26 protein-coding genes are annotated in these 21,086 nt (G+C 53.5%); 7 read left to right on the top strand and 19 right to left on the bottom strand.

Annotated elements, in window-relative coordinates:
* Window positions 1–18: 18 nt before the first annotated feature.
* The 8 genes from secA to metK all read right to left on the bottom strand — a co-directional run bounded on the left by secA (window position 19) and on the right by metK (window position 9,319).
* Window positions 19–2,658: a preprotein translocase subunit SecA gene (gene secA, locus D7024_RS01510; RefSeq protein WP_121450241.1), complete on the bottom strand. Its 2,640-nt coding sequence runs from the start codon at window positions 2,656–2,658 to the stop codon at window positions 19–21.
* Between the two features lie 133 nt (window positions 2,659–2,791).
* Entirely contained in the window at window positions 2,792–3,316 is a 525-nt protein-coding gene (gene hpf, locus D7024_RS01505; RefSeq protein WP_121450240.1) for a ribosome hibernation-promoting factor, HPF/YfiA family, read from the bottom strand.
* 126 nt (window positions 3,317–3,442) lie between these two features.
* Window positions 3,443–3,640 carry a cold shock domain-containing protein gene (locus D7024_RS01500; RefSeq protein WP_121450239.1) on the bottom strand — a complete coding sequence of 66 codons (198 nt, stop codon included), beginning with the start codon at window positions 3,638–3,640 and terminating at the stop codon, window positions 3,443–3,445.
* A 308-nt stretch (window positions 3,641–3,948) separates the two neighbouring features.
* Window positions 3,949–4,128, bottom strand: a complete 180-nt coding sequence (locus tag D7024_RS15045; RefSeq protein WP_243113654.1) for a hypothetical protein — start codon at window positions 4,126–4,128, stop codon at window positions 3,949–3,951.
* A gap of 550 nt (window positions 4,129–4,678) precedes the next feature.
* Window positions 4,679–5,551 (bottom strand): ComF family protein, encoded by an 873-nt coding sequence (locus D7024_RS01490; RefSeq protein WP_121450238.1) that lies wholly within the window; start codon window positions 5,549–5,551, stop codon window positions 4,679–4,681.
* A 16-nt stretch (window positions 5,552–5,567) separates the two neighbouring features.
* Complete coding sequence (locus D7024_RS01485) at window positions 5,568–7,256, bottom strand: GGDEF domain-containing protein (protein WP_121450237.1); 1,689 nt, start codon at window positions 7,254–7,256, stop codon at window positions 5,568–5,570.
* Window positions 7,257–7,323: 67 nt separating this feature from the next.
* Window positions 7,324–7,812 (bottom strand): hypothetical protein, encoded by a 489-nt coding sequence (locus D7024_RS01480; RefSeq protein ID WP_125185604.1) that lies wholly within the window; start codon window positions 7,810–7,812, stop codon window positions 7,324–7,326.
* 316 nt (window positions 7,813–8,128) lie between these two features.
* Window positions 8,129–9,319 carry a methionine adenosyltransferase gene (gene metK / locus D7024_RS01470; protein WP_121450234.1) on the bottom strand — a complete coding sequence of 397 codons (1,191 nt, stop codon included), beginning with the start codon at window positions 9,317–9,319 and terminating at the stop codon, window positions 8,129–8,131.
* Between the two features lie 274 nt (window positions 9,320–9,593).
* Between metK and D7024_RS01465 the strand changes: the two genes are divergently transcribed.
* On the top strand, window positions 9,594–9,818 hold the full coding sequence (locus tag D7024_RS01465; RefSeq protein WP_121450233.1) for a DUF1659 domain-containing protein: 225 nt from the start codon (window positions 9,594–9,596) through the stop codon (window positions 9,816–9,818).
* Between the two features lie 445 nt (window positions 9,819–10,263).
* Window positions 10,264–10,497: a DUF2922 domain-containing protein gene (locus D7024_RS01455; RefSeq protein WP_013824350.1), complete on the top strand. Its 234-nt coding sequence runs from the start codon at window positions 10,264–10,266 to the stop codon at window positions 10,495–10,497.
* Between the two features lie 163 nt (window positions 10,498–10,660).
* Here D7024_RS01455 and D7024_RS01450 read toward each other — a convergent pair whose 3' ends face one another.
* The 6 genes from D7024_RS01450 to D7024_RS01425 all read right to left on the bottom strand — a co-directional run bounded on the left by D7024_RS01450 (window position 10,661) and on the right by D7024_RS01425 (window position 14,792).
* Complete coding sequence (locus tag D7024_RS01450; RefSeq protein ID WP_165859233.1) at window positions 10,661–12,310, bottom strand: recombinase family protein; 1,650 nt, start codon at window positions 12,308–12,310, stop codon at window positions 10,661–10,663.
* Window positions 12,258–12,500 (bottom strand): hypothetical protein, encoded by a 243-nt coding sequence (locus D7024_RS14550; RefSeq protein ID WP_125185603.1) that lies wholly within the window; start codon window positions 12,498–12,500, stop codon window positions 12,258–12,260. The genes D7024_RS01450 and D7024_RS14550 overlap by 53 nt, the downstream gene beginning before the upstream one ends.
* A 469-nt stretch (window positions 12,501–12,969) precedes the next feature.
* The gene (locus tag D7024_RS01440) at window positions 12,970–13,935 is read right to left on the bottom strand and encodes a hypothetical protein (protein ID WP_165859232.1); all 966 of its coding nucleotides are present in this window, start codon (window positions 13,933–13,935) and stop codon (window positions 12,970–12,972) included.
* Between the two features lie 148 nt (window positions 13,936–14,083).
* Window positions 14,084–14,272: a hypothetical protein gene (locus D7024_RS01435; protein ID WP_121450228.1), complete on the bottom strand. Its 189-nt coding sequence runs from the start codon at window positions 14,270–14,272 to the stop codon at window positions 14,084–14,086.
* Window positions 14,273–14,286: 14 nt separating this feature from the next.
* Window positions 14,287–14,481: a Spo0E family sporulation regulatory protein-aspartic acid phosphatase gene (locus tag D7024_RS01430; protein ID WP_121450227.1), complete on the bottom strand. Its 195-nt coding sequence runs from the start codon at window positions 14,479–14,481 to the stop codon at window positions 14,287–14,289.
* Window positions 14,482–14,516: 35 nt separating this feature from the next.
* Entirely contained in the window at window positions 14,517–14,792 is a 276-nt protein-coding gene (locus D7024_RS01425) for a hypothetical protein (RefSeq protein ID WP_121450226.1), read from the bottom strand.
* A gap of 176 nt (window positions 14,793–14,968) precedes the next feature.
* Between D7024_RS01425 and D7024_RS14900 the strand changes: the two genes are divergently transcribed.
* The 5 genes from D7024_RS14900 to D7024_RS15540 all read left to right on the top strand — a co-directional run bounded on the left by D7024_RS14900 (window position 14,969) and on the right by D7024_RS15540 (window position 17,598).
* On the top strand, window positions 14,969–15,406 hold the full coding sequence (locus D7024_RS14900; protein WP_207666871.1) for a hypothetical protein: 438 nt from the start codon (window positions 14,969–14,971) through the stop codon (window positions 15,404–15,406).
* 109 nt (window positions 15,407–15,515) lie between these two features.
* Window positions 15,516–15,884, top strand: coding sequence for an ImmA/IrrE family metallo-endopeptidase (locus D7024_RS01410; protein ID WP_121450225.1), 369 nt, complete (start codon window positions 15,516–15,518; stop codon window positions 15,882–15,884).
* A 36-nt stretch (window positions 15,885–15,920) separates the two neighbouring features.
* On the top strand, window positions 15,921–16,631 hold the full coding sequence (locus tag D7024_RS01405) for an exonuclease domain-containing protein (RefSeq protein WP_121450224.1): 711 nt from the start codon (window positions 15,921–15,923) through the stop codon (window positions 16,629–16,631).
* 287 nt (window positions 16,632–16,918) lie between these two features.
* A complete protein-coding gene (locus D7024_RS14670) occupies window positions 16,919–17,062 on the top strand; it encodes a hypothetical protein (RefSeq protein ID WP_165859231.1) in 144 nt (47 codons plus the stop codon).
* Between the two features lie 197 nt (window positions 17,063–17,259).
* On the top strand, window positions 17,260–17,598 hold the full coding sequence (locus tag D7024_RS15540) for a zinc ribbon domain-containing protein (RefSeq protein ID WP_353961296.1): 339 nt from the start codon (window positions 17,260–17,262) through the stop codon (window positions 17,596–17,598).
* Window positions 17,599–17,690: 92 nt separating this feature from the next.
* Here the strand turns inward: D7024_RS15540 and D7024_RS01395 are convergent, their stop codons facing one another.
* The 5 genes from D7024_RS01395 to D7024_RS01375 all read right to left on the bottom strand — a co-directional run.
* The gene (locus tag D7024_RS01395; RefSeq protein ID WP_121450222.1) at window positions 17,691–17,990 is read right to left on the bottom strand and encodes an STAS-like domain-containing protein; all 300 of its coding nucleotides are present in this window, start codon (window positions 17,988–17,990) and stop codon (window positions 17,691–17,693) included.
* Window positions 17,987–18,925 carry an ATP-binding protein gene (locus D7024_RS01390; RefSeq protein ID WP_121450221.1) on the bottom strand — a complete coding sequence of 313 codons (939 nt, stop codon included), beginning with the start codon at window positions 18,923–18,925 and terminating at the stop codon, window positions 17,987–17,989. The genes D7024_RS01395 and D7024_RS01390 overlap by 4 nt, the downstream gene beginning before the upstream one ends.
* 299 nt (window positions 18,926–19,224) lie before the next feature.
* Window positions 19,225–19,389, bottom strand: a complete 165-nt coding sequence (locus D7024_RS01385; protein WP_243113653.1) for a PIN domain-containing protein — start codon at window positions 19,387–19,389, stop codon at window positions 19,225–19,227.
* Between the two features lie 114 nt (window positions 19,390–19,503).
* Window positions 19,504–20,607 (bottom strand): helix-turn-helix domain-containing protein, encoded by a 1,104-nt coding sequence (locus D7024_RS01380; RefSeq protein WP_165859230.1) that lies wholly within the window; start codon window positions 20,605–20,607, stop codon window positions 19,504–19,506.
* Between the two features lie 119 nt (window positions 20,608–20,726).
* Window positions 20,727–21,086 (bottom strand): hypothetical protein (locus D7024_RS01375; protein ID WP_121450219.1); only part of this gene is annotated, 360 nt, incomplete at its 5' end.

Here is a 21,086-nt window from a genome sequence, read left to right as displayed (position 1 = left end):
TCTTGTTGTTTGATGACTTTAGCCCGCCGCCGCCCGGCCGCAGCACTTCTTGTACTTTTTGCCGCTGCCGCAGGGGCAGGGATCGTTGCGGCCCACCTTTTGTTCCCGCCGCACCGGCTGCCGGGGGCCTTCCTCCTGGTAGCGGTTTTCCACCAGCTGCCGCTGCTGCGGCTGGGGGGCCTGCACCACGTTAACCCGGTAGATGTAACGGACCAGGTCCTCCTGGATGCTGGCAATCATGTTCTGGAACATTTCGTAGGCTTCAAATTTATACTCCACCAGGGGGTCCTTTTGCCCGTACGCCCGGAGGCCAATTCCCTCCCGCAGCTGGTCCATGGCATCCAGATGGTCCATCCATTTCTCATCTACAATGCGGAGCAGCAGGACCCGCTCCAGCTCCCGCAGCACCCCGGCACCCAGCTCCGACTCCCGGGCCTCGTAGGCGGCCAGGGCTTTCTCCTTGAGCTCTTCGACAATTTGCCGGCGCCCCATATCGGTGAAGTCCTCGGGGGTAAGCTTGTGGCCGGGGAGGAAGAGCTGCTCGGCATAATGCAAAAGCCCCGCCAGGTCCCACTCCTCCTCATGCACTCCCTCGGGGCAGTAGGTGTCCACCGCCCGCTCAACGGTTTGGGCGATGGTCTGCAGCACGACTTCCTTGAGGTTTTCACCCATGAGAACCTGCCGCCGCTGGCGGTAGATCACTTCCCGCTGCTGGTTCATCACGTCGTCGTACTGCAGGACGTGCTTGCGGATGTCAAAGTTGCGGTTTTCCACCCGCTTCTGGGCCGTCTCGATGGATTTGGTAATCAGGCCGTGCTCAATGGGCATGTCTTCCTCAATGCCCAGCCGGTCCATAATCCCGGCAATGTTCTCCGAACCGAACAGGCGCATCAGGTCGTCTTCCAGGGAAATAAAGAACTGGCTTGAGCCGGGATCCCCCTGGCGGCCCGCCCGGCCCCGTAGCTGGTTGTCAATGCGCCGGCTTTCGTGGCGCTCGGTACCGATGATGTGCAGGCCGCCCAGGGCCACCACCCGCTCATGCTCCTCATCGGTAATCTTCTTATATTTCTCCAGGGTGACCCGGTAGAGTTCCTGCACCCCGGGATCGTCGTCGCCCGGGTCGTACCCCTGCTGGCGCAGCTCGGCCTGGGCCAGGAATTCCGGGTTCCCCCCCAGGAGGATGTCGGTACCCCGGCCGGCCATGTTGGTGGCAATGGTCACCGCCCCCAGCCGCCCGGCCTGGGCCACTATTTCGGCTTCTTTTTCGTGATATTTGGCGTTCAACACCTGATGGGGAATGCCCCGCTTTTTGAGCATCTGGCTTAAGATCTCCGACTTCTCAATGGAGATGGTGCCCACCAGCACCGGCTGGCCGGTGGCGTGGCGGCGAGCAATTTCCTCCACCACCGCCCGGAACTTGGCCTGTTCGGTTTTGTAAACCACATCGGGCAGGTCCTTGCGGATCATGGGCTTGTGGGTGGGGATGACCACAACGTCCAGCCCGTAGATCTTGCGGAATTCCTCCGCCTCGGTGGCCGCAGTACCCGTCATCCCGGCCAATTTTTCGTACATGCGGAAGTAGTTCTGGAAGGTGATGGTGGCCAGGGTCTGGGACTCCCGCTCCACCCGCACCCCTTCTTTGGCCTCAATGGCCTGATGCAGGCCGTCGCTGTAACGGCGCCCGAACATCAGCCGGCCTGTGAATTCGTCCACAATGATCACCTGGCCGTCCTTGACCACGTAATCCCGGTCCCGCTTCATCAGGGCATGGGCCTTCAGGGCCTGGTTCAGGTGGTGGGTCAGCTGCATGTGCTGGTCGTCATAGAGGTTTTCCACCCCCAGCATCTTTTCCACCCTGGCCACGCCCTCCTCGGTGAGGGTGACCGAGTGGGCCTTTTCGTCAACCGTGTAGTCAACGTCCCTTTGTAACCTGGGCACCAGGCGCGCAAAGGTGTAATACAAATCGGTGGCCTTGTCGGCCTGGCCGGAAATGATCAGGGGTGTGCGGGCCTCGTCGATGAGAATGCTGTCCACCTCGTCCACGATGGCGTAAAAAAGTTCCCGCTGCACCAGCTGGTCCGGGTGGATGGCCATGTTGTCCCGCAAATAGTCAAAGCCGAATTCGTTGTTGGTGCCGTAGGTCACGTCGGCGGCGTAGGCTTTACGCCGTTCGGCCGTGTCCAGCCCGTGCACGATGAGTCCCACGGAAAGGCCCAGAAATTTGTAAATCCGGCCCATCCACTCGCTGTCCCGGCGGGCCAGGTAATCGTTCACCGTAACCACATGGACGCCCCGGCCGGTAAGGGCATTGAGATACACCGGCAGGGTGGCCACCAGGGTTTTACCTTCACCGGTTTTCATTTCGGCAATTTTTCCCTGGTGCAGGACAATGCCGCCCATCAATTGAACATCAAAATGGCGCATCCCCAGGACCCGCCGGCTGACCTCCCGCACCACGGCAAAGGCCTCGGGCAGGAGGTCGTCCAGGGTGGCACCCCTTGCCAGGCGCTCCTTGAATTCCCCGGTCCTGGCGCGCAAATCCCCATCGGAAAGGGACGAAATCTCCCCCTCCAGGGCATTTATCTGATCTACCGTCCGCTGCAAACGCTTTATTTCCCGCGCGTTGTCATCCAGCCAGTTGCGCAGTAACTTCAGCATCAAAAATCACCTTCGCAAATAAGAGGAACCGTAAAGGTTCCTCTTCCAAAATAACTCCGGTATTATTGTAGCACCCGCCGGGGATGGTTTCAAGTACAGACGGCTGCCAGCGGATTTCTAGAGGGTAAAACCTTTAAAACTCGGGCTCAATCAGGCCGTAGTTGCCGTCCCTGCGCCGGTAGACCACGTTGACTTTTTCCGTTTCCGCGTTGGAGAAGACAAAGAAGCTGTGTCCCAAAAGGTTCATCTGCATGACCGCTTCGTCAACCGACATGGGCTTCATGGCAAACCGCTTGGTACGCACAACCTGGGGGCTGTCTTCCTCCTCCTTCTTATTGTCCCCGGCTTTCATCTCCATGTTCTGGCGGCCCAGGCGGCGGAACAGCTTGCCCTTATAGCGCTCGATTTGTTTTTCCAGCTTTTCCACCACCAGGTCGATGGAAGCGTACATGTCTCCGGTGCTTTCCTCGCCCCGCAAAATGATGCCGTTGATGGGAATGGTTACTTCCACCCGGTGGGAATCCTTTTCCACGGTGAGGGTTACCTGCGCCTCTTCAATCAGATCCAGATACTTCACCAGCTTGCCCAGGCGCTTTTCCACATACTCCTTCAAGGCGTTGGTTACTTCCACGTTTCTGCCCCGTACCTGTACTTTCATCTGGTACCCTCTCCTTTCTGGTCCCTGGTATTTATATTATTCCCGAAAATAACCGTAATTCCTGCCTGTCTCCTGGCAAAAATGCCAAAAACCCCGGCCACCGGGCCGGGGTTTGTTCCCGTATTCTTATAACTTGACAACGTTGGCAGCCTGAGGCCCACGGGCACCCTCGACGATATCAAACTCCACGAGTTGTCCCTCGTTCAGAGTTTTGAACCCTTCTTCCTGGATGGCCGAGAAGTGGACAAAGACGTCCTTTCCGTCCTCCCTTTCAATGAAGCCGTAACCCTTCTCGGCGCTGAACCACTTGACTCTTCCTTGCATGAACATTCCTCCCAGCATAAAATCCCGTGGGTGCCTGCACACTCACGTAGGTGAATACTAACATATTCAACCCCTAATGTCAAGGCCTGCCATGTAATGAGCTATTTGCGTTGTCAACATTTTTGCCCTCTGGGAGGCTAACGCCCATACCAGACATGGACGTTTTCCAAGCCACAGGACAGGGAGATTAACCTAATATTGGGGCTAATGGCTTATATATCCTTAACTACCCCTGTCAAAGGGCATACTTACCCTAACACCCCCTTGGGGCGCCCTTCCCGTAGTGCAATTTCTCCGATTGGTCCTTGTCAGGCCGCCTTTACCAGGCTCCTCAAATTTATTCCTTGTTTTTGTCGTAACCGGCCTACGGCCATCGCCAGCATCACCATCAGGGCCAGTGCACAACGCAGCTTCATCTTTTTCAGGCCCCGGATAAAATGCTTTTCAAATCCATAGACCTCATCCAAACGGGCATTTACCCTTTCCACGGCCGTACGCTTCTTATAGGTTGTCTTCCATTTGTAACTGGACCGCGCTAAGGGCGTGAAGACCCGCCGGTCCTCTGCCAGAGGAATACGTACTCCACCCCCGTGCCGGGGTAAAATATTTTTGCCACTGCCCTAAAACGGCCTATTCATCTCTACTTCCGAACATCGCAATTGGCTCATTATTAAAAACAGGGGTGTGACATTTTCTCAGTCCAGATGAACGATCTATGTGGGTGACATTTTCTCAGTCCAGATAAAGCATTTTTTAGGTGACATTTTCACTGTCCGTTGACAGGCCTGCCATGTAATCGACCATACGTTACTCCTGAACCCACCCACCTCCAGCCGGGGAAATTCCAGGAGCTGCGCACAGTTGAAAACCGCACCCGGCACCGTCCAACCGGGATCGTCATGTCGAAAAACGCCTGTGGAAAAGTCTCCTGTGGATGAAAAATCTGTGGATAATGTGGATAAGCCTGTTAATAACCCGTCGGACAACCCTTTCGGATTTGGATAAACTGTTGGTGAGCGAAAATTTTGTCACAACAGGTTAAAATAAAGGACCGCCTGTATCGCCTTCTGTCGAACCGCAGCACAAAGGCCCGGCCAGGGTAACTACATAAACCGCAACTACTCCGGCCGCCAGAAGAGTACGGGTACATTCTCGAGCGGTAGAACCGGTGGTAATAACGTCGTCCACCAGGACCGCCACCGATCCCGGCGGAATATCACCGGCCAGGGCAAAGGACCCGGACAGATTGCTCAAACGGGCGGAGCGCGGCAGTCCCGTTTGGGGAGGGGTTTCCCGCACCTTGCGCAGGGCCGGCACAAGGGACCAGCCCAGCGTCAGGGACAGCTCCCGGGCCAGCCATTCGGCCTGATTAAACCCCCGGGCCTGTAAGCGTTTCCGGGAAAGGGGCACCGGGACCACAAGGGGAGGCGTTCCAGGGGGAACCAATTCCCGGGCCACCGCGGCCAAAAGACGTCCCAGGGGACGGGCCAGCCACCGCTCCCGGCGAAACTTCAGGCGCAGGACAGCTTCCTTCAACACGCCTTCGTAGGGACCGACAGCCCGGGCTGCGTTAAAGGGAGGGCACCCGGCCCCACACTGGGGACAGGGCAGGTGCGGGAAAGGAGCACCGCCCCGGCCGGTGGACCGGGAAGTTGTAACAAGAGCCCCACCGCCAGACCCTCCGGGCTCCTCACCAGGGGTGCCGGTTCTTTTTCCTGACGGTCTCTGAAAGCAGCCGCAAATAGTACAGCCAACCGGCATTCTGTTGTCTAAAAACATCTCCCGGCACCTGGAGCAAAGCTCTCCATCTTCCGCCGCGGCACCACAGAGGGGACACCCCCGGGACGGGGGAAATAATAGATCCAGAAAATCGGTCCACAGTTCCCGCAAGGGGATTAAAAGACGCTGCACCCCGATCAGCTCCCGTTTACCGCGGCAGTTCGGCTAACTGCTCGTACAACACCACGCGATCTTTGCCTGCTTTTTTGGCCCCGTAAAGTGCCTGGTCGGCCCGTTGCACCAGCGTGTTTACATCCACCGCATCCCGGGGGCAGGCCGCTACCCCCAGGCTGATCCGTACCTGCCGGGGCATGCCCTCCACCGCAAAATGATGTTCCCGCACCAGCCGCCTCAGCTCCCCGGCCAGGGCACCGGCCCGGGCGGCATCACAGCCGGGCAGGAGGACGGCAAATTCCTCCCCACCGTACCGGCAAACCACCCCCGCCTCACCCACGGCATCCCGCAGGAGCCCGGCCAGTTCCACCAGCACCGCATCCCCGGCCACGTGCCCGAAGCGGTCGTTGATCAGCTTAAAATTATCCACATCCAGCATGATCAGCGCCAGGGGTAGCCCGGCATCCCGGGTGCGCCGGTACTCGGCCCCCAGCCGGTGGGTAAAATAACGGTGATTGTAAATGCCCGTCAGGCCGTCGGTATTGGCGCTTTCCTCCAGGCGCTTCATTAAAATGGTGTTGGCAATGGCCACCGCCGCCTGGCCGCAAATGACGGAGATGGTGTGCAGGTGGTTTTCATTAAAGGCAAAGGGGCGCTTATCCCCGATGACCAGAACACCCACCGTCCTTGTGTCGGCCAAAAGGGGAATAACCATTAAAGAACGCAGCACCTGGAATAATCCCGGCTCCTGCCGAACCCGGGGATCTTCCCGCGCATCGTGAATAATTTCCGGCTCACCGTTTTCTACGACCCAACCGGTAAAACCCTCCCCTGAAAAAACCACGCTCTTACATAATTTTTCCCTGAAAGGACCGGCAGCCGCTCGAGCCTCAAAATAGCCCTTTTGCTCGGACCATAAATAAATTACCCCGCTATGATAAGACACCACCCGCCGGGTCTCCTTGAGCACCAAATCCAATATTTCCTGCACATCAAGCCTCTGGCTCAATCCCCGGGCCACGTGGTAGAGGGCCAGCAATTCCCTGTTGGTCAGCTCCATATGCACGTACAACCGCAAGACAAACTGTACCACCAAAACGGGCAGGAAAAGGAGAACCACACCAGACAACCCTGCTTCGCGGTACAAAAAGGCCATGAGCAGCCCTATGGGGATGCTGAACAGGCAGGTAAACCCGTCCCAGCGCAGGGCATCCCACCAGGAAAGCATGGGGTAAAGGGATCTCCTGGGGGCAACGTACAAAGAGACCAGCAGGTGATTCACCAGAAAGTAGGCCCCCGAAAAGGCAAGGAGGCCAACAGCCAGTTCCACCGTAAGCCGGTTGCCGGCCGCACCGGCAACCCGGAGAAAAACGTAGTTCCCGGCCATCACCGCCAGCACATGCTGGGCGGCATTGAAAAAAACGGTCCGCAGGGGATTGCCCCGGGGCAAAAACCCCTGGCTGATCAGGGTGGCCAGCGCCCCGGTCCAGGCCGCTGCCGACGCGTCGAAAAGGATAAAGGTGGCCAGAACCAGAGCAAAGCCCCCCGACAGCTGGCCGTGGGGAAAGTTGACCGCCAGCCACTCGGCGGCCACTCCCAGGACGATGAAGACTAGAAAATGCCCGCCGTAATCCAGGTCCAGAAAAGAAAAAAGGCGCGCCAGGCCCCACGCACCCAGGCCGATGATCAGCCAGGTGTAAGCAACGTGGGTAATGCGACGCATGCCCTTCAAACTCCTCACCTCAAGGGTCTATTTCGACAAGAAAGACCGATTACCTCCTCCCCGTTTTTCAGGCCGCCCAGCCCATCTGTCGTAATACGGGTGTGCGTAAAAGATTCCGGCCCTGCAATCCCCGGGCATCGTAATACCAGGCAGGTCTTTTCCCGCCAACCAGGCCGTTCCGGGGCTCCCCCGGCAGGCGAGCCAGCATGGCCGAAAGGGCCGCCTTTTCCTCACCGGTGGTTTCCCTGGCCCGCAGAGCGCTAAAGCCCAGTTTGCGGCCAAGGATACGGGCAATGCCAAAGGTATCGTCGCAACTGTGCTCATCCACCACCACGGCCATTTCCACCCGGGGTAACAAAAGTTCGCACCCAAAAGCCAGCCGGCGTAAAAACCCCTCGCAGGCCTGATCCTGGTTGCTCAGGAGCAACACCAGTTTTCCCCGGCTTTGCCCGGCATAACAGCGGTAAACCAAAACCAGGCGGCACACCTTCACCACTACCAGAACAAGCCACACAAGCCAGAGCGCCAGGAGAAACTGCACCAACAAGTCAATCACCCCTCAATCCGCTCTTGCTCCACCATATGCAGGACCGCGAACGGGGGTGAAAGGGTTACCCGGCGTTTTAAATGTCAATATTCAGTGAACCCGGTTGGATGCGGCGCTGTCCCCGCTCACTCCAGTGCTCCGCGCCGACAGCACCGCGGCTCGGTTCATCATGCGTCCTCGAGAGCCGAGCCGGCAGCCTCGCTTCACCGGGTGCTGTTACCGGCGCTTCGCAAGTCGTTCGCTCCGGACAGCGCCGCATCCTCTTCATAACGGTTTTACTGAATACTTTTAAATTGCTTAACTCAATGTCTATGTGCCTGGTCTCCTAAGCTCCCGCTTCTTTGCGCAAGATCTCGGCCTTGTCGGTGCGCTCCCAGGGGAGGTCGATGTCGGTGCGGCCGAAGTGGCCGTAGGCGGCGGTGCGGCGGTAGATGGGCCGGCGCAAATCCAGGGCTTTGATGATTCCGGCCGGGCGCAGGTCAAAATGCTCCCGGATCAGCTTGACCAGAAGCTCTTCGCCGACCTTGCCGGTACCGAATGTATCCACCATGATGGACACCGGACGGGCCACGCCAATGGCGTAAGCCAGCTGTACCTCGCACTTATCGGCCAGCCCGGCGGCCACGATGTTCTTGGCCACATAGCGGGCGGCATAGCTGGCGGAACGGTCCACCTTGGTGGGGTCTTTCCCCGAAAAGGCGCCGCCGCCGTGGCGGGCCATACCGCCGTAGGTATCCACGATAATTTTACGCCCGGTCAGACCCGTATCCCCCTGGGGACCGCCAATGACAAAACGGCCGGTGGGGTTAATGAAGTAACGGGTGGTGGAATTGAGCAGTTCCGGCGGTATGATCGGCCGGACAACCTTTTCGATCAGGTCTTCCCGGATCTGGTCCAGGGGAACACGGGGGTGATGCTGGGCCGAAATGACCACCGTATCAATACGCACCGGCCGGTCGTCTTCATATTCCACCGTCACCTGCACCTTGCCATCGGGGCGCAGGTAGGGCAGTTCCCGGGTCTTCCTGACCGTAGCCAGCCGGCGGGCCAGCCGGTGGGCCAGGGCAATGGGAAGGGGCATGAACTCTTTTGTTTCATTGGTGGCAAAACCAAACATCATGCCCTGGTCCCCCGCACCAATGGCTTCAATTTCCGAATCGGTCATCTCCCCGGATCGGGCCTCAAGGGCCCTATCCACGCCCATGGCAATATCCGGCGATTGCTCGTCAATGGAAGTGACCACCGCACAGGTGTCACAGTCAAAGCCGTATTTGGCCCGGGTATAGCCAATCTCCCGTACCGTTTCCCGGGCAATCCGGGGGATGTCTACATAACATTTGGTGGTAATCTCGCCGGCAACCAGAATCAAACCAGTGGTGACCAGCGTTTCACAGGCCACCCGGGCGTCGGGGTCCCGGGCAATAATCTCATCCAGAATGGCATCGGAAATCTGATCGGCCACCTTATCCGGGTGGCCTTCGGTAACTGATTCTGAAGTAAACAGCCTTCTGGCCATGACAACCCACCTCCATGTCTTGCGGGCAAAAACTGCCACGACTATTCTAGCAAATAGCCCGAATAGTGTCAAATTAAATCGGTATTAATCTTGAAAATCGGCAATAGCGCGGCCCAACCATATTCTGGCATACAGCAAATGCCCCGAATAGAACTGCTCCAAAATTAGACACATGCTGACAAATTCTGGACTTGACGGTACCCCCTGCCCGGGGTATAATAGAACCACAAGGCGAACACGTGTTCGGTCAAAACTCAAGGAGGTGTTTCACGTTATGGCAGTAAGCAAGGTTCCCAACACCACGGTCCTGCGGCTGGTGCTGCAAACCGGCGTTGACGGGGAGGGCAACCCGGTCTACCGCAACAAAAACCTGAATAACGTGCGCCCCGATGCCGCCGACCAGGATCTCTTTGATGTGGCCCAGGCCCTGGCCGGGCTGCAGGAATATACCCTGGCCGGCGTGAACCGGATTGACAACGCCCGCCTGGTACAGGTGTAACGATCAGCACATAGGGAGGCGGGGCCGGTTTGGATACAGGCCCCGCCTGTTGATCCCCCCTGTCGATTAGAAAGCAGGTTCCCCTGGCACGGCTAAAAGCCGGCCCAAACGTAAATATTCAGTAAAACCGTTATGAAGAGGATGCGGCGCTGTCCGGAGCGAACGACTTGCGAAGCGCCGGTAACAGCACCCGGTGAAGCGAGGCTGCCGGCTCGGCTCTCGAGGACGCATGATGAACTACCCGGAAGAAGACCTTTTAAGACATACTGTTTCAAGAGGTAACAACGAAGAATGATTAGTAGCGGGCAATCCGCAGAGAGCCAGAGTCGGCCCGAAGCGAACCGCGGTGCTGTCGGCGCGGAGCACCGGAGTGAGCGGGGGACAGCGCCGCATCTAACCAGGTTCACTGAATATTTACGCCAAAACAACAAGGAGGTGCATTTTTGTGGCTGTCACCACCACCCAGACCCTGCGCATGGTTTTTAAAAATCAAAGCGGCTCCAACTTCACCATCAGCCTGGACAACCCCCGGGATAACGTTACCGCCGCCGAAATCGAAGCCGTAATGGACCTGATCATCAGCAGGAACGTCTTTCTCACCGGCGGCGGCGCCCTGGTATCCAAGCAGGATGTGCAGATCGTCGACCGCACCACCAACGACCTGTACGACCCGGCCTAAACCATCCCCTTCAACATCCCGGCCCCCGGCAACACTGCCGGGGGCCGGCCTCCCCGAGCCAGAAATTTTGAGAGACGGAGGTGCTGCCTTGTGGAAACCATTTTGCAAGCTGTAGGCAACCTGGGCTTTCCTATTGTTCCCTAGTCACGACCAAACACATGTATTAAATTGAACGTATTACCTTCAATTTAATTTCTCCTTGCTGCTGCTCGCTCGCGCCGACAGTGCGCTCTACTTCCAGAAGGTTTACGTTGTAATGTATCTCGATTCGTTTTCCAGATAAAACCACCCTGTCTACAATCTGTGCGAGCATTTTCTTTTTAATGGGCACAGGAGATGACTTAAACAGCTCCAACCAACGCGGCGCGACTCGCATAAAAGCCTTAATCTTATCCTGCTCGCATACTTCCGTTTGCAACTCGTTTCTTACAGCAGAGAGGGATTCCTCTAATTCTCGGATATTTTTCTCCCACTTGGAGATTTCTGTGGCAATACGTTCTTCAGAGTATAGACTGCTGTGGGGGTCCGCAAAATACATGTTCAAGCGCTCAACCCATGAGTCCAGTATGCGCTTGGCCTTTGAGATTTCGCGGTTCAGTTCTCTTTCTCTTTTTTGAGCGATAGAAAGAGAGGCTGCCTGCTTTCCCCTCAGGTATTCCGCTAAATCACCAAGATCTATTTTTTGCAAAAACTGCTCAAGTTCGTCCATAAAAATTTTATCGATAATATGCTGTTCATATTGGGTTTGCCCGTTGCAGAACTGAGACCCCCGCCGGTTTTTCGTAGAGCAAACGTAGGCCCTCCTGATCTTTCCGTTTGGCAGGCGCCTTGTAGATGAAAGGAAACCCCGCCCGCATGAACCGCACTTTAAAAAGCCTGTCAGCAGAGATGTGCTTTCTATCGCTCTTCCACTTATTTTACTGTGTTCGGCAATTTGTCTCATATTTTGCGTTACCTTAAGCCAGGTTTCGAGCGGTATTATCTGCAACCCGGGAATAGGCAAGGGGTTCCCGTTTTCATCCCGGGGGATTATGATCTCAGGATTATTAAGATCATAAGAACAAGAAGATTTATCGCGCCTGGTTGAGCGGTTGTAGGCAGGCAACCCCGCCACAATAGGGTTTTGCATGACCCTCCTAACAGTATATCCTGTCCATAAACGACCGTTTTTCGTCCGGTAACCCTGCTGGTTGAGCCATTTGGCGATTTTATTTCCCCCCGCACCGTCCTCAGCCATTTCAAACATAATCTGAATTACCCGGGCCTCCTCGGGATCAATTTCTATGCTTACATTCTTCTTTTGCGAATACCTGAATCCGTACGGAGGCCTCCCCCCGGACCATTTGCCTTTTCTCGCCATGTCCATCATGGCCCGGGATACCCGGATAGACGTGTTCCGGGACTCCGTTTCGGCCTGCCACCCCTCGATAAACCTGATAAGCTTCTCGGCCTGATCTTCGATGTTGAGGACTTTTTCGTCTGCCACACTGATCACTGTGATACCGAGCTTGCTCAGTTCCCAGAGAACCAGGGGATATTCGAAACTGTTCCTGCTGAGCCTGTCGGCTTTAAACACCAGCAGGACGTCGAATTTCCCGGCGGCCGCGTCCTTGATGATATCCTGTATAACATCCCTGTTTTTGAAGGATTTCTTGTATGCGGATACGCCCGACTCGAAATACTCCACGGCCAGTTCCCAGCCCTTTTGGGCAACAAAAGCGTATACAGCGTGCTGTTGCAACGGAATGGTTTCTTCTTGATTATTCTTCACCTGTTTCAAAGTCGATACGCGATATAAAGCAGCAGCCCGCATAATTACTAACTCCTTGAACATGTGGTGCACTGGCCAGAATTAAGTCAATGACTTGCCGCTTGAATTTTTTCAGGCGTTCATCACCATCTTCGGTATTGGCCGGAAAAACATGCACCACCGTATACTCGCTTTTTTTGTGCTCTACCTTTATTTTCGATGAGCCTGTTGTGTTCTCCTTTATCCCTCCCACATTCAACACCCCCTAAATTGGCTTTTGATCGTCTCCTCTTCATATCCATAAAAAAACCGGGCAGCTACATGCCCGGGCAACCTTCAGCTAACAAGCAACCTGGCAATACAGTACCGATAGAACGGTACCAGTCTGCGGCCGAGGCCTGCCGGTAGCGGGTATTCCGCAAGATGGTCTTTCCGCCCGTAAATCGAAACGGCCCTGCGGGCTAACTCCCGCACGCGCTCTGCAGTCTTTTCCCGGCGTGGGAAATATACTCCTTCGATCAAGAATGAACCAAGCTTTACCGTGCAGGGTAAAGTCTTTCTCTCGCCGGTCCGCAGGTCCCACAGGTAAGCCACTGGACCTCTTGAGGTGAGGTGATCATTTTCGACTTTCCACACCTGGTCGGGAAAAGCATCGTCAAGCGGCCACCATCCAAAAGCAGGATTTCTCCCCAATATCCAACGCCTCCTTTCTTTTGTTTCTTTCAACCCCTGATCAGCCCGCTCATCGCCTCGCCCCGCTCCGGGCTGCGCAACCCTCCCTTCTTGCCTATCTTACCTGTCCCTCCGCATGTGCCGTACCATATCCGCTCCGCGTCACGCTCCGCGGCCCGGGCCTGGGCCAGCCACCGCCTTGCCATTTTCATTTTTTCCCCCTTGGTGAGCTCGTGCAGTGCCGGCGGCTCCGGCACCGGGGCCGCCGCCCGGGCGGCAGACACCAGGCTTTCCCGCAGGGTCTCCACCTCTTCGGGCAGGTAGGTCCTCGTGACGCCGTCCCGTAGGTCCTCCACGCTGGCAAACGGGTTCACGAACCCGGCTCCCAGTACCGCCTCCCTGGCCAGCCGTAGCGCCAGGCACAGATCACCCGCGTCCAGGGCTTCCCTGATGAGGAGTACTGCTGGCCCGGGTACGCCCACCATAACGCCCCTGATCAGGCGGAACTCGTACTCGGCCCGGCCCCCGGCCTCCGAGGGGGTCATGGCCTCGGCAGCCTCCCTGGCCCTGCCGGGGCAGGGGTGGTGCACCGAGGCCGCTCCGGGTAGGTACCTGGCACACGCCAGTTGCTCTTCCGCCACTCCGGCCTCCCTGGCAGCCCGGCGGAGGAGGTCGATCACTTCCAGGTCCCGGAGGGCTTCCCGCACGGCTTCAACATAGGTGCGCTCCTCCACGCGCTCGCGCCGTTTCCTTTCGCGGTCCTTTTTCCTGGCTTCTGGAGTGCGCTTCCGTTCCTGATCCTTTTGCCGGCGCCTGCGGCCGTTTTCTTGCTTGCGGCGTGCACGCTCCACCATATATGCTTCCCTGTCGTAGCGCTTCAGCGCCTTTTCCACTGCATCGGGGGAAACGGAACACCGCTCCGCCACCGCCACCAATGTCAAGCCGCAGAGGTAGAACCCGTCCAAGTAGCGATCCAGCATGTCGGTTTTTTGTGGAGGACAGGCTCTTGGACACACTTTACCCCACACCCTTCCGTCCCGCCTTTTAAGGGCCGGACCGCGATTTGTTTGACGTTTTGCTTCAGGTGTTCCGTACGGGGGCAGCGAAAATTGTTATGTACGCGGGCCGGGCCAAAATCCCGGCCCCTTTCCTTTCTGAAGAGAGTTAACCAACCAGTTGACTTTTTCTCTTTACTGTGATAGTTTGTGCTTGAGGTTTGTGGGCGAAAGCCCTTTTTCTTTTTACCTGCATGGCGTCGGGCAGGCTGATGATTCCCATTCCAGCCAGGGTTCCGGCCAGGGCTACCCATTCTACCGGACCCCGGCTGTCGGCCAGGCTGCCGCATACTGCCACCAGAATTAATCCTGCTATGAACGTTCATGCCACCTCCTTTCTCCGGGCGGTGGTTTTTGAATTTTCAGCAGCAGCCGCTGGTACTGAACAATCAACGTATCAAGACGCCGGCTCAAGGTCAGCAACCTGTCCTGTTCTTTCCAACCTGTTTCGTTTAGCCGCCGGCGCAGGCGCTCGATCCGTAGTAGAAGACAGAACTTGTTATTCATGTACCACTTCCTCTTTGCTGACGGGTCGGTAGGTGTTATTTCCCTTCGGTACCGGTATCCAAAACGGTCGTTTGACTACTGTTACATACATGTAATGGTTCTTCTAAAAAAATATATTGTTTGAAATCCAACCCATTATCTTGACAATACCGCATAAAGCAGCCTAAGAGTTTTGGTCCAGCTTTTGCCTGTGTATTTAAAACTCTATGAAGTTGAGCTACATCAATTCTTAACTGCCTTGCAAATTCGTGATAGTTCCCACCGGCTTTTACTTGCATTAGTTCTTTGATTTTTTCTTTATTCAGATACAAGACTTTCACACCCCCTGAACGTTACATAAAGTCAATATTGTTTATATGTAATACTATACTACTGTTGTTACATGCCGTCAATACTTTTTAAAAAATTTCTAGCGAGTTTTTCAATTACATTGTTTATAGTCAATATCTTTGTGTATAATTATTGAAGACAAAGGTGGGGATATCTTATGTTTGACAAAAAAGAATTTGCTCGATTACTAAATAAAGCAAGGGGAGACAGATCAATTAACCAGTATGCCTTACATTCTGGAGTCACTGCTGCCCATATTTCAAGGCTTTCCCGAGCTCTACTTGATTCTCCACCTACCCCACAGACAATAAAAAAGTTAGCTGATCATGCCTATAATAATGTTACCTACGAAGACCTCATGGCTGCTGCTGGTTATCTACCCGAAAAAGAACAAGATCCCAACGAATCGGCGGCCAGGACAATAGAGGCTGCCATCTCAGACGATCCGGAACTTCTGGAATTCTGGCAGGAACTCGTCAAGCGCGAGGATCTGCAGCTCCTTTTCAAGCAGGTTAAGCCCCTCACACCAAAATCCATCAAAAAGATAATCAAGGTAATCAAGGCCATCGAGGACGCCGAAGCCATGGAAGATTAAAGGACCGGCCGCCCTCGTGAAAAATTTGCGTATAAAACCACAACTGCTGCCTGCACGGGCAGCAGTTGGTTTATCGACACTATTCGACTGGATGTGACTAATTGGGACTATGCGTGCAGACGACTTGAGACAAAAGTCCAGGTATGCCGTTATCAGGGCCCTGCTGGAGGGCACCATCAGTCCGGATGAGGTCATGCGGTCATTCGATATTTTCCCCAGCCTGGCAGACCTGGAACCGGACGTTGCCGCCTTCGTCTACCGTTCCAGAAAGGACCGGTTTTACATAATAGTCAACCAGCACCTCAGCTATGAAACCAGGCAGGAGGTCTTTTTTCACGAGCTATGCCACATCATCGAGGACATGCCCCGTTCCGGCTACATACTGGGATTGGACATGCAGCGTCACGAAATAGAAATACGTGCAGATATGTTTTTCAGGGAAGTAGCGGCTGCTTACCAGGTTGCTGCGAGTAAGTAATTGTAAATGGAGGACAAAAACCGAAGAGGTGTCTAGATGGAATCTGTTGGAATTGCCGGTATTTTGGATGTAGAAACCACCGGGCTGGATTCAAAAGCGGACGAAATCGTGGAACTCAGCTTAATCCTCTTTACGTTCAACCGAAAAACGGGAGAAATCCTGGAAATCGTTGATGAGTATTGCGGATTACGCGAACCGTCTGTTCCAATCAGGAAGGAGACAAGCCGGATTCATGGGATTTATAAGAGGACGGTTCGCGGAAAGACATTGGACCATTCCAAGATAGAATCTATGATTGCCAGGGCCGAGTTTTTTGTGGCACATAATGCCCGTTTCGACTGGGGTTTTGTGGTGCGGATGTTCCCATCTGCCGCCGAAAAACCCTGGCTTTGCTCAATGAACGGGATCAACTGGAAAGAAAAGGGCTTTTTATCTAAAGGGTTACAGAACCTGTTGAAAGATCATGGCATCGAGCCTGAAACCAAGCATAGAGCTGGCCATGACACCAGAGCCACCCTAACACTATTGTCCATGTGCAACAGCAACGGGAAAACATATTTTTGGGAGTTGTTACAAAGTCCTTCCTATCAAAGGGAGGTCGCACGAAAAGAGGTTGCAGCTTCTACCGGACCAAGAGAGGAACCGAGAGAAGAAGCATCCCTCCAAAAGGCCTCTAAGGCCGGTGGGTGTCTGTTACCAATATTAATGGGGGCATTGTTGGTATTGGCTTTGTCTTGGGTAAAGTAAATTGCGTATTTACATAGCGTGCTCTTATAGAGAAAAAGTAAAAGCTCCCCATTTGTTGGGGGGCTTTCAACCTCTGTAGGGGCACACCAGGAACCCCTTCCCGACTATTGTTAAACCTCCGGTCGGGTGGCCAGGCGCTGGCTTAAATCTTCTGGTGTTTTACGCATTGAGGTTGTGGGTTTCTGTTCCGGCTCTCACGGAACCTGGCCGCGGAGGATGCACAAAAACTGGGCCAATGCGCATCCCCCCCTTACTATGTAATATCCAAATTTCGAAAAGGATCAAGTTTGGGTCACCAACTGCTCTTCTCGAGCCGCGAGCCCTGGAAAGATTTCCTCTACTGGACAGGGCGGATTTCGGCAGAGCAGTCCAGACTCAACAAGGCCGAGCGGAAAACTTCCCGCATCCTGCACCTGCTCTACCGCATCTGAGCGAAGAGGCTCAAACACGCTTTCATTGCCCTGGCCGCGGAAATTGCCCGCATTCTAGGACAAGCAGCACGGGGTGACCACGGTTTTCCTCGAAGACCTGACCGGCATCCGAAAAGATATAGACTTCGGACCGAAGAACCTCCTTGTGCATAACTTCTGGGCCTTCCGCATGTTGAGGAGGACCATTGAAGCCACCTGTGCCCGGTACGGTATCAGTGGTCGCAGTCGATCCCACCGGGACTTCTGCCGTTTGCGCAGCTTGCGACTCCCCGGTGGATCGGATAACCAGGCACAAGGCTTTCTGCCGAGAGTGCGGTTGTATCTGGCACGCCGATGCCAACGCGGCTTTGAACATACTGCTTGAGGGACCCGCGAAGAGGCACGGGGTGGAGGCCGAAACCCCTGCGCCAGTTGCACTGCGGTGGAACAGGTACCATTGGGTACCCCACGCTAAATCCGTTGACGGATATATGCCCAGTCCCTTTAAGTTCTTCTCAGTTATTTACCAATTCATTAACAGTGCTATCGGTTGGTAAATGTAAATCAGTATAAATTTCCTGTAAATTTTCATTTATTTTATCACTTTTGACTAACTAAAAAAATGTGTTATAATGAAAACTTTACTAAATTAGCATGTAACGTACACCTTTTCTTCCACAAGCCTATTTCTCAAGGCAAACTTGATAACAGATTCGACTTCAGCAGAACAACCAGAGAATTTTACTCTGCGCTTGAATTTTACAAATCCTAGTTCTTGGAGTAGCTTACCAAACGCCTCATCACAAAAAGAGTGTGATGCCATTTCTACTCCGGTAAAATCTAATAATACTTGAGTTGAGCTTTCTAGCCTCTTCAAAATCAACTCCCTAACTCTCTTTCCTAATGCTCGGGTTGTCAGGTGAGTGCTAATACTTCCTAGCATGATCATTTTTCATCCGTCTCCCCAAACAAATCATCAAGTTCGGCATCCATCGGAAATTCGCTATCCAAAATTCTCTTAGGATCAATGGGATGTTTTAAATTGAATACCAAAGAAACTACTGTTCCTTGCCAAAAGGGGTAGCATTTCACATGAGCATCGGTGTTTCTTAAGGTATATTGTGCACTTCCGGAAATAATGTCCATTCGACCAAAATTTTCTTTTATGAATCTTCGACATATAAAGAGACCTTGCCCGGTATTGGTGTGCGGCTTGCCTGTTACTCTTTTCCCCACCGCAGTAGTAATGGCTTCTTCGTCGTCCCTAATCTTCCTGTAAATAGGATTTCCTTTTAACGATTCTTTAATACCAATGCCACAATCTGCTACAGCAATTTCGATTTCCCCTGCACCTTTGTATGTTTGTGCGCAGACAAAACCATTTATTGGCGAATTACTATGATGAAATATGTTATCTATTATTTCACCGAGAGCATGAGAAATGGCTCGCATCATTTTTTCTTCAAGTTGTACTTGTTCTTTAACGATTCTGGTAAGTTGACTTGTTAATTTATATGCTTCCAATTCGTCTTTTACTTCCCTCAACTCACAAAGAGATGAGGATTCTACTTTTGGACTTACTGTCTCTTTTATGATCCTGAATTGTTCATAAAACCCCATTCGTTTTAGGTATTGTTTTACATTATCATCTTTTGGTTCCCTGAGATAATACTGATCTGCAACTTTTAAATACTTTGAAAGCTTCATTAAAGATACGATGGAAACGAGTCCTGCTGGTCGTACAAAATCGATCGGGGAAAAGTCGAAAACGATCTTGCCCACCGGATTATACCTAGCATTCCAAAAAGATGCAAAATCTATTTCGCATAAACTATCCACGCTTAATACAGTTGGAAGGGGAATGATTAATTCATTCTTTCCCACCCTACTACTCCCCTCTTAAAACCAAAAAGTTCGAGAGTTGCAAATGTGAGAAAAGATGGATATGCAGGATTTTGTCAAATATCTTTGTAGCCTAAAATCAATTAAAATTGAAGAATATCAGCCCGTTTGTCCCCAATAATTTTAGAAAAATAATATTAGCTAAATTTTATTTTAGAGATCTTTTTTCTGTCCACTTTCTTTGTTCTCCAAAAACAATGGTTTTCGTGGGATATCTATTCAACAGATCGGTTTTTCCTTTACATCTCAAACTCTTTAGAGCTATTTTGGTATAATTCTTTCTAGTTTTCCTCGGGGGCAACCGCACTTACGAGCTTTTCATCCGCAGTCCAGTACTCACATTCTTCCCTTGTCCTCTCCGCCACCACTTCAGCAACGGCCATGAAAGCCGCGTCGTACAGGGTGGGCAGGTCAAAATAACGGCTGATCTTCCACGCCCGGTCCATACTCGCATCGTCGCCCAGGTTCCAATGATATTGCGGTAATTGTATCACCGCATGGAAACAAATGCAATGCCTGTAAGGAAAATTTGTCTCTTAAAAATTTTGGAATCAACGGTCCTAGCTCAAATAAAGCGACCTGAGCAGTTCCCGCTTTTTCTCCTTATCCCCGCAGGTGGACCAGTCGCTCATCCCCGGCTCCACCTTTTTCCGGCCGGACCCGCGGTCAGATCTCCCCCCGTCCCGTTCCCGATCTCCCCGTCGGGCAATGGCCTGTACAACAGCCTTCAGGTACAAAAGGGGCTTCTCGATCTCCTGAACGGCAGTTGCGAGGGAGAGCTCGTTGATTGCTTCCAGTACACGGTCATAACCGTAGCGGTTGTAAAGCGCCCCTATGAAGGCATAGTCCCCCTTTTTTCCCTCCACGCCCTCCACGGCACGGTATTCTTTGACCAGTTCAGCAATCAGCTCTTTGCTCGACGGCACTCCATCCACACCGGTTCTTTCGTTCCCCTGATCTTCGTCCCTCTTTCTCTTTCCTGCTGCATCTGCTGCACCCGCCCGTGGGTGGCTATCGCGTTGGTCTGCTCTGTTTTCAGGTGTGGCACTGCCGCCGGCAGCGCCGGAGGCCTGAAAGGCCGATGCGCTGTCGTTTGTATCTGAACGAAGTGAGGATACAAACGACAGATCTTTTTCTTGTTCATTGGGTATTGTTATCTGGGTATTGTTAGAGTCAACCTGCTTTACCAGGTTGTCAATCTGATTTACCAGGTGGTAAACGTCGTTTACCACCCCCCCACCTTCACCGGTTTTATTTTTTACCGGTGGTAAATCTGCTTTACCACCCCCCTCCTCCGAACCGGAGGCATACGCGGCCGGTGGATCCTTGAGAACGTATACGGTTGTTTCGTACTCTTGATTGGGCCGTTTCCGAATGATCTTTTCCAACCATCCTTTTTCCTCAAGTTCCTTGAGAGCTTTTATTACCGTCGGCTTGCTGATCTTGCAATTCCTGGCTATAGTATTCAGCGATGGCCACGCATGACGGTCTCCGTTGGCACACCTGGCAAGGTACAATCTCACCAGCATGGCGTTGGCTGAAAGGTCCGATTCGAAAACATCGTTGTAATCCCAGAACCAGTTCTTCCTTCTACCGTCCTGCAAAGTCACATTAGGCTCCGTGACGATTTCCTGCTTGACAGCGGCCGGTTTTTCCACTACCATAACCTCAGAGATCTCCTTTCTTTGCCATCCGCTTGCAGGAGCGAATGGCATTTTGTTTTGAACCTCCCTCCCGGAAGTCCATAAAAAAACCCGCGTGTACCTCACGCGGGTTCTCTTTTTTACCACGGCAATGCTGCACGTCTGGTACCGGCAGCATCGTCCGGGGTTTCTTTTTGCTCCGCTGCCATTTCGCCTGCGGTCTGTGCTTCGGCACCCAGTTTTTGTTGTTCAGTTAGGGAAATACCGGGCCCTGCAGCTTGCTTCAACCGGGATCCCCACGCCCGGGAAAATTCTGTCTGCCGTTCTCCCATCACGGTTCCTTTCATCGGCTCATCCTGTAACCGATTCTTTCCCAAGGGTTGAGTTCTGTTTAAACTCTTCAGTTCTTTCGCTTCCGGAAACTTTTCATAATCCAGCACCCGCAGTTTTGCGGGGGGCGTACCGTCCGGCAGGAAGGCCAGGCAGAACTTCGAACGCAT

Source organism: Desulfofundulus salinus (assembly GCF_003627965.1).
Lineage (GTDB): Bacteria > Bacillota > Desulfotomaculia > Desulfotomaculales > Desulfovirgulaceae > Desulfofundulus > Desulfofundulus salinus.
Note: the sequence above shows the minus strand (reverse complement) of the source record. Positions and strands in the feature narration are given on the sequence as shown.